This is a genomic window from Lamprocystis purpurea DSM 4197 (genome assembly GCF_000379525.1).
Taxonomy (GTDB): domain Bacteria; phylum Pseudomonadota; class Gammaproteobacteria; order Chromatiales; family Chromatiaceae; genus Thiodictyon; species Thiodictyon purpureum.
Genome location: NZ_KB902380.1, coordinates 1 through 8118 on the forward strand (window position 1 = coordinate 1; position 8118 = coordinate 8118).

Genomic DNA, 8118 nt, shown 5'->3' on the forward strand with positions numbered 1-8118 from the left:
GGGGCACAATGACGCGATTCCGGCAGGTCACGTCGCCCGCAAGCGGGCTCCTACGGAGCTTGATTCTTGATAGCGTCTTATTCGAGAATCGCCTAAAGTCCGACAGGCTGCTAGGTCCGGTTATCACATCCGAAGGCTATAACCGGAGCAGGGCCGCGCGATGTCGACCGGATACACCGGAAGATGAACGTCCGCCGCGGGAGCGGCCTCCGGCCGCGATGCGAGGCCGCGATGATTACGCTGCCGGATCGGATGACCCCGCCGGGACGTCCGCCGCAGCGGCCATCTGCCGCGGCAGCCGCAGCATCAGGATCAACAGGCAACCCGCCAGCAGAATGAGGGCGACGACGGTCAGCCCCGCGCTGAAGGAGGCCGTGGTCTGTTTCAACCAACCCATCAGGTACGGCCCCAGAAAGCCGCCGACGTTGCCCAGCGAATTGATCAGCGCGATCCCGGCAGCAGCCGCCGTGCCGCTGAGCAACGCGGTCGCGAGCGCCCAAAACGGCCCCATGACACCCCAGACGCCGATCGCGGCGATTGAAAAGGCCAAAAGCGCAAGCGGCAAGGTCTGGGTCGCCGCCGCCAGCCCGGCCCCGGCCGCCGCCAAGACCAGCGACCCGGCGACATGCCAACGCCGCTCTCCGCGCCGGTCGGAGTGCCAGCCGATCACCACCATCCCCACCCCCGCCGCGAGGAACGGCAGGGCGTTGAGCAAGCCGAGGGTGAAATCGTCGGCGGCGGTCAGCGCCCGCAGCATCTGCGGCAGCCACAGGGCGATGCCGTACATGCCGATGACCATGCACAGATAGACCAGACCCAACCCCCAAACCCGGTGATCGGTCAGCGCCTCACGCAGGGTATGGCGGGTCTGGTCGCGGGCTGCTTGCCGCTCCTGGTGCAGGGTCCGGTTCAACCAAGCCCGTTCGTCCGGGGGCAGCCAGCGCGCCTGGTCCGGACGGTCAGGGAGCTTGACCAGCACCACGAGACCCAACAGCACCGCCGGCAAGCCTTCCGCCACGAACAGCCAGTGCCAGCCGCGCCACCCCCACCAGCCGTCCAGTTCCAGCAGGGCGCCGGACAATGGGCTGCCGATCAGTCCGGCCAGCGCGGTGGCGGTGGCGAACAGTGCGACCGCGCGCGCCCGTTCACGCGTCGGGAACCAACCGGTCAGATAGAGAATGATGCCGGGAAAGAACCCGGCCTCCGCCACCCCGAGCAGAAAGCGCAGCAGATAGAAGCTCGTTTCACTGCGCACCAGCGCCATAGCCATCGAGATCAGCCCCCAGGTCACCATGATCCGGGCGATCCAGAGGCGCGCGCCAACCCGTTGCAGAATCAGGTTACTGGGGACCTCAAAGAGCACATAGCCGAGAAAGAACAGGCCGGCGCCGGTACCATAGGCGGCCGCGCTCAGACCCAGGTCCTGGTTCATCTGCAGCGCCGCAAAGCTGATGTTGATCCGGTCGAGGTAGGCGACGATGTACAACAGGCCGAGAAACGGGAGCAGCCGCCAGGCGATACGCCGCAGCGTGCGGCGGGCCAGCAGGTCGTCGGTCGCGGGCCAGGCAGGGGGTGCTGAAGACAGGGGTGACATGACGGATTCCGGGTGACGAAGCTGGCGTTTCGTCACCGGAAGATAGCATATAGCGTTCGCACCTGATATCCAGACAGACTTTCGTGTAGGGGCGGGTTTTAAACCCGCCCCTACGTCCGGCAATCACGTCTGAAGGCTATAGAAGCAGGAGTCAACCGTGCGTTTCGTTGCCGGATCATTTCGCTCGCGGTGGCTCATCGCCGTCCTGGTGCTGGCATTGGCGCTGGCGGGCGCCGTCGGCACGGCGTTTCACGCCCGGTCCCTGTCGCAGCCGCAACCCGATCGGTATGCACCCGGCGTCTTGGTTGGCGAGGCCGCCCAAGGCGCGGCGTTTTCCGGCCCGGTCGCCCGTGCCTACCTCGGTCATTTCAAGACCCAAGCGTCACCTTCGTCCTGCGGCCCTGCGAGCGCCCTGAACGTGCTGGCCTCGATCGGCGCGCCCATCGCCGATGAGCGAACGCTGTTCGATGGCGATCACTGGGGGTGGCTCAGTATGCGCATGCAGGGAATGACACTGGACGCGCTCGCCGCGCTCCTTGCGCAACGCCGCATTGGCGAGGTGACGGTGTTGCGGGACCTCTCCTATGAGGCGTTCCTGAGTCAGCTCCGGGATTCCGACAACTCCGCAAACCGCCTGATCGTCAACTTCGACCGGGCGCCCATTTTCGGGGTCACCATCGGACACTTCTCGCCGATCGGCGGTTACGATGCCGAACGCGATCTGGTACTGCTGCTGGATGTCACGCCCGGCTACGGACCCTCCTTGATTCCATCCAAACTGCTGTATACGGCCGTGCAAACACCGGACTCGGCGACCGGACGCACGCGGGGCTTGATCCGGATCAGCGGCTTTAGTACAGCGGATAGAGCCACGGCACCACCGTCACCGCAAACACCATGACCAGCAATACCAGCGGGAATCCCAGCCGCGCATAATCGGCGAAACGATAGCCGCCGGCGGTCGCGACCATCGCGTTCGGGGGCGCAATAGATGTCATGAAGGCCGAGGACGCGGCGAGCGCCACGATGATGGCGAAGGGATAGGGCGAGGCCCCGAGTTCGGCGGCCAGCGCCAGCGCTACCGGGATCGTCAGGACCGCATTGGCCGCTGCCACGATGAAGAGCCCAAGCACGACCGTGATCGCGAACAGGGTGGCGAGGATCAGGTGGGGGCCGGCGTCGCCGAGCACCTGCACCAGTGCCCCGGCCGCCAGATCGATGCCGCCGGTGCGCTCCAACGCGATCCCGAACGGCAACATGCCGGCGATCGTCACCAAGGTGCGCAGGCTGATCGACCGGTAGGCGCTGTCCAGGTCGATGCAGCCAAGTAGACCCATCAGCAGACAGCCGATCAGCGCCGCGTGCATCGCGGGGACCCATCCCGAGATCATCAGCCCCACGGTGATGGCGAGCACCAGCACGGCGTGCGGCGCGCGGCCCTGGGCCGGCAGCACCTCATCAAACTCGCGCGGCAGATTGAGCGTCACGAGATCATGACCGCCCGCGCGCAGCCGTCCGATCGCCGCCCAGGTGCCGACCAGCAGCAGGGTGTCGCCGGCCCGCAGCGGCTCACCGGCGCGCCGCGGGGCGGGAATCGCGGTGCGCCCGCGCCGCAGCCCGACCGCGGCCAACCCTTGCCGCGCGGCCCAGTCGAGCGACGCCAGCGTCTTGCCGATCAGCGTCGAGTCCGCCGGCAGCAGCATCTCGGCCATGCCGAGCACTTGGGCGCGATCGGTGAAGTAGGCCCCGGACAGCGGCAAGCGTTCGAGTCCAAGCCGCGCGCAGCGGCTGTCGGCATCGGCGATCAGCGTCGGACTGTCGAGCAGCAGCGTGTCGCCGGCCGCCAACTCAGTGTCGGGATCGGGGGCGATGGTGGCGGCGCGCAGCCGTCCGACGCGCTCGACGGCAATGACGGTTAGTCCTTCGGCCCCCTGCCAATCCAGGTCGCGGAGCGGCCGGCCGATCAGCGGCGAATCCGGGCGCAAGCGCACGCGCAGCTCGCGTTCGGCAAGCCCATAGTCCCGCACCCAGTCCGTCAGCCCCGGACGAACCGCGGCGCCGACGCCGTCCGCCGCGGCCGGCCGCAGCCAGCGCCCCGCGACGAGCAGATAGCCGATCCCGAGCAACAGGATCGGCAGTCCGATCGGAGTCAGGGTAAAGAAGTCGAGTCCGGCGGCGCCGGTGCGGGTGAGCTCGTAATTCACGATGAGATTGGGCGCAGCGGCCACCAGTGTCAGCATGCCGCTCATCAACGCCGCGTAGGACACCGGCATCAGCACCTGCGCCGGCGAAAGACCGGCGGCACGGGCGACACGCAGCGCGACCGGGATGAAAATCGCCACCACCCCGGTCGAATACATCACCGAACCGAGGGCACCGACGATCAGCATGAGGGTCGCGACCAACCGGGCCGGGCGGCGTCCGCCGCGGGCCACCAGCCAGTCACCGAGCGCCTGGGCGACCCCGGTGCGGGCCAGCGCCTCGCCGATCACGAACATGGCCGCGATCAGAATAATGTTCGGATTGGCAAACCCGGCGACCGCCTCACGGGCGCTGATCACCCCGGTGAACGGCAACCCCGTCAGCATGATCAAAGCCACCGCATCCGCCCGGGGCCGGCCCAGGCTGAACATCAGGATGGCGCCGCCGAGCAGGGCCAACACCAGGATCAGATCGAGATGCATGAATCCTCCAGGTCGCGCGTAGGGTCCGCTCCGCGGACCAGCAACCTCGCTATCGGCACCGTGGCCGGAATGACGATCAAAGCCCTTTTCCCCTTGATCTCTACTCGGTCGGTGCCCACAAGTCATCAAGCCTGATCGTCACCGCCTCGAACGGTGCCACCGAAACCGGCGCAGCGCCGGCGAAGCGGCCAATCTCCCGCCAAGCGCCGTCTTCCAAGACGTAGGCTTCCAGGAGGTGCGCGACCGGATCGAGCAGCCAGGCGTAGGGAACCCCATACTGCGCGTCGATTGGCATCTTGATTTTGCGGTCTTTGCTTTCGGTCGAGGGGGATAGAATCTCGCACACCCAATCAGGCACCACGGTGAAGCGATGATCGCGCGGAAATCTGGGTAGCCGCTCCTTCCGCCACCCGGCCAAGTCTGGAACATCGACTTCGGTGTTGCGCAGGAAGTGCAGTTCGGGTTCCTGAACGATCCACCAGCCGCCGGGGCCCCCGCGTCCGCGCTCGAACGGACCGAGCAGTTCATAGCCCAACTCAGACGCGGCAAACACCTGCGGGCCGCTCGGGCGCGGCTGGGTGTAGAGCTGACCGTTGAGGATTTCCCCGGTCAGTCCTTCCGGCAGGGCTTCCAACTGTTCGTAGAGACTGGGGCGGGTGTTCTGGTGCGCGTGCATGGCTTGGGCTCTCGCAAAGTTCCGGAGCCAGTCTACCAAGTGGCGCCAATCGCTCCCAGCGTAAGCGTTCAGCCCAGACCCCGGTCCTCTACCCTCGCCTCGGCGGGCCGACGACACAGTTGCGCGATGCCCATCCACATCGCCTCGCGCGGAGGATCTTTAGTCGCCATGGCGTGCGCCCACTCCAGCAGCACAAGGATCTGCCCCCTGGCAACCATCCCTTGCAAGCGCCGCGTTCCTCTGCAGCCAGAGACACCGACCAGGGTATCGGATCGGGTTCAGGCGCTTCTTGTGTTGGGAGCCATGGGGTCAGGTCTTGGTTACGGTGACAGTTACGATGACAGTTACGATGACAGTTACGATGACAGTTACGTAAATCAGTTACGGTGACAGTTTACTAAATGCACTGAATGCGGATGGGCGTTGAACGCAACCCGTAATTACTGTATTTAGTAAACTGTCGCCGTAATTCAAACTGTCACCGTAATTCAATGTTGAATGTTGGACAACGATCACTCTCTTACAAGACGAGCGACTGATTGATAGAGAGCTTCCAATAAATCATTCCTATCAGCCGACAAATGTAATCTTCGATGACAATTCGGACAGAGGGCGACCGTGTTTTCAACAGAGTCAGACCCACCATCAGCCAGAGATACAACGTGATGAACTTCAAGGTATGGTATGCCTTGATCGGTTCTAAACGGTGCTGGTGAGTTGCATCCCTCGCAAGTTCCACTTGCGTTATCGATTACCCATGCCTTAACGTCAGCAAGCCTTTCTCGTATTGTGGTGGTTACCATTAACTGACGCGGAGTAGATGCTCCCTCGGGTACCGCAACTGCATCAACCTCAAGGAGAAAATATGCGTATTCTACAAGCTCGTAATCTTTCAAATCGCCTTTAATTCTGGCCAAGGCTTGGCCGAGTTGTATTTGATCAAAACTCTGCGCGCCAGCTTTCCCATTTGCTCTGTCAAGAGTTTTTCTAAAGCCGGTTTCTGTTAGAAAATAGCTGTCCCCGCTCTTTTCAAGCCAGCCATTCTTCCGTGACGTCCAATGGCTGATCGCTGAATCTCTGATAAGAAACTTCAGTGCATCGGCTTTCATTAATGCTTCGGGCTGAACTTGATTTGGAGTTAAAGCCCCTTGCAGCACCATAAATGATGCGACCGTATGTGCGGTCAACTCCTTTCCTTTTAATTCTCTCGCTGGCCTATGTATAACGACACGCTTCATGATAGCTCCATCGACATTATGCCCAAAGACCTGCGAAAAGTGATCCTGAACCGATTTCCGACACACATCACCTTTTCCCTAAGCCCGGCGATCCACCTTGAACAAATCCACCAAATTTACAGCCTTTATCTAGGCCAAAATCGACACGATAACCGTTGCCTTCGACTGTTGCTCTGGGAGTCTCTTTATCCATGCGAATCAAGATTTTCCTCACCAATGGAATATGGATAAGCTCTTCCCACATGGCGCCTTCGTCACCCCCATGCGTTTGATGTAGCAGGCTAAGTTTCTGTTCAATTTCGCAGATATTATTTAGTTCTTGCGTGTCTTCTTCCGTCCGCCTGGATATGCGTTTACTTCGCGCCAACTTAAAATAGGCTAACAGTTTCTTCATTTTTTTACGAATCTTGCGAACACGGCAAAATTCGCAACATCTTGGCGGGCGCTCCCACTCCGCGAGTACCCAGTAGGTATTAGGACATGCTGCGCATTGTCGCTTTTCCCACTTTGGCTTGTCTGAGAGTAATCTCGGCAATTTGTCAATACATTCCATAACGCAATATTTCGCAAATATTCAACACGGCATGGCCTCTTGTCGAGCCTCCGCCGTAGGACCGCCGGTTACCCGGCGCCCCCGGCGCAATCCCGGACGTGCAGTTTTCCCGCATCCGGTTTCTCGGTTGTACTCACATTCGCGCGGACCTTCACAGTTGCCCGTTACAAGGCCCAGTTGTTATGCCCTACAGTGAGGTTGGCTCGTGTGCTCCGATCGGCCTTGATCATCGTAACGGCCAGCGACGGCCTGTCCGCCACTGGAGGCCGAGGCTTTAGCCGGTGGCGTTTCCCGAGATCTCAAATAAAATCAGTGGTGCCTGCGCGCTGGACCGGCTAAAGCCTCGACCGCCAGTGGCCGGAATGATGACCAAGGCCCTCCGATCCTGCGTGTCCGGCACGAGTTTCCTTTGCGGGCGGCGTACTTCCGTCGGGTCCTTCGCCATGTGGCTGGCTTTCCCAACCTCCGACTACTATGCCCGATAAGACACCTCGTGAGCATACGGCTGTCGCCAGCCTGCCTGGATGCTCCCTGCACGATGACTCCACCCGTGCCCACGCCGTTTCCGGGCTCATCACCCTCCCGTGTCCCAACACTGACGGCTTCGTCATCTTACTTCATCCAGGAGCCTACGGGGCTTCCCGAGTTCTCGAACGTCTCTCTTCTTGCATGCCACGGCCTGAGGACTCCGGCGGACATCCACGCTCTCGCGATGGACCGAGCGCTTCATATTGCCTTCCAGTACGTTAAAACTGTCGGCATCCGCATTGGGCATTTCGAAGCTGTACCAGCACTTCAGGGAACGCGATTTCCCCTACGGCCTACAAGATTCTCTGTGTACGCTTACCCCATACTATTGTTCGCGGGTTACCCCACTCCGCAATGGGATCAACACTCGATACGGGCGGGTCGCTAGCCCTTACCCGACGGGGACTCGCACCCCGCAAGAGACGCCAAGCTTCGCTCGGCGCGATAACGTTCAGGCCAAGGCGGCGCGCGCCACCGATGAGCCTGCAAACCAGCACAACGCCCGTGGCGCGCGCTCGCCCTTTGGCCCAAAGTTAGGCATTCTTAATGCGTTTCTTGGTTTTGGAATTAAGTAAAAAATGCATTTAGTAAACTGTCACCGTAATTCGGCGTCACCGTAATTCGGCACGAGCTTGCGTTCTTGCGATGAGGCACACGCGCGATATTGGGTCGGCGCTGCGCCAATTGTTGGGAAAACAACTACAGCCATATAGCCACAACTTGGATTAGGGTGCCCGCCACAATGAGCCAAGGCTCAATATGGGTTCCGGACTGCTGAGTCTAGCTCGCTCTTCGGGTGGTCCAAGCGTACACTACACGTCAGGACTCAACCACGCTGACCGACA

At 61.5% G+C, this 8118-nt stretch carries 6 protein-coding genes; 1 reads left to right on the forward strand and 5 read right to left on the reverse strand.

What is annotated here, in order from left to right; all coding sequences use genetic code 11:
- Positions 1-235 precede the first annotated feature (235 nt).
- On the reverse strand, positions 236-1594 hold the full coding sequence (locus tag A39O_RS0104225) for an MFS transporter (RefSeq protein ID WP_020503460.1): 1359 nt from the start codon (positions 1592-1594) through the stop codon (positions 236-238).
- 157 nt (positions 1595-1751) lie between these two features.
- Between A39O_RS0104225 and A39O_RS31935 the strand changes: the two genes are divergently transcribed.
- Entirely contained in the window at positions 1752-2495 is a 744-nt protein-coding gene (locus A39O_RS31935) for a phytochelatin synthase family protein (protein WP_020503461.1), read from the forward strand.
- Here the strand turns inward: A39O_RS31935 and A39O_RS0104235 are convergent.
- The 4 genes from A39O_RS0104235 to A39O_RS40275 all read right to left on the reverse strand — a co-directional run bounded on the left by A39O_RS0104235 (position 2446) and on the right by A39O_RS40275 (position 6586).
- Positions 2446-4278: an SLC13 family permease gene (locus A39O_RS0104235; protein WP_020503462.1), complete on the reverse strand. Its 1833-nt coding sequence runs from the start codon at positions 4276-4278 to the stop codon at positions 2446-2448. The two genes, A39O_RS31935 and A39O_RS0104235, sit on opposite strands and share 50 nt — an antisense overlap.
- Before the next feature lie 100 nt (positions 4279-4378).
- Positions 4379-4954: a Uma2 family endonuclease gene (locus A39O_RS0104240; RefSeq protein ID WP_020503463.1), complete on the reverse strand. Its 576-nt coding sequence runs from the start codon at positions 4952-4954 to the stop codon at positions 4379-4381.
- A 512-nt stretch (positions 4955-5466) separates the two neighbouring features.
- Positions 5467-6192, reverse strand: coding sequence for an HNH endonuclease (locus tag A39O_RS37750; protein WP_157639611.1), 726 nt, complete (start codon positions 6190-6192; stop codon positions 5467-5469).
- A gap of 67 nt (positions 6193-6259) precedes the next feature.
- Positions 6260-6586 (reverse strand): hypothetical protein, encoded by a 327-nt coding sequence (locus A39O_RS40275; RefSeq protein WP_157639612.1) that lies wholly within the window; start codon positions 6584-6586, stop codon positions 6260-6262.
- Positions 6587-8118 lie beyond the last annotated feature (1532 nt).

What these genes read in the sequence shown, in the direction of transcription:
- A39O_RS40275 (WP_157639612.1), bottom strand. Translation starts at nt 6,586, where the DNA reads ATGAAGAAACTGTTAGCCTATTTTAAGTTGGCGCGAAGTAAACGCATA.
- A39O_RS37750 (WP_157639611.1), bottom strand. Translation starts at nt 6,192, where the DNA reads ATGAAGCGTGTCGTTATACATAGGCCAGCGAGAGAATTAAAAGGAAAG.
- A39O_RS0104225 (WP_020503460.1), bottom strand. Translation starts at nt 1,594, where the DNA reads ATGTCACCCCTGTCTTCAGCACCCCCTGCCTGGCCCGCGACCGACGAC.
- A39O_RS0104235 (WP_020503462.1), bottom strand. Translation starts at nt 4,278, where the DNA reads ATGCATCTCGATCTGATCCTGGTGTTGGCCCTGCTCGGCGGCGCCATC.
- A39O_RS0104240 (WP_020503463.1), bottom strand. Translation starts at nt 4,954, where the DNA reads ATGCACGCGCACCAGAACACCCGCCCCAGTCTCTACGAACAGTTGGAA.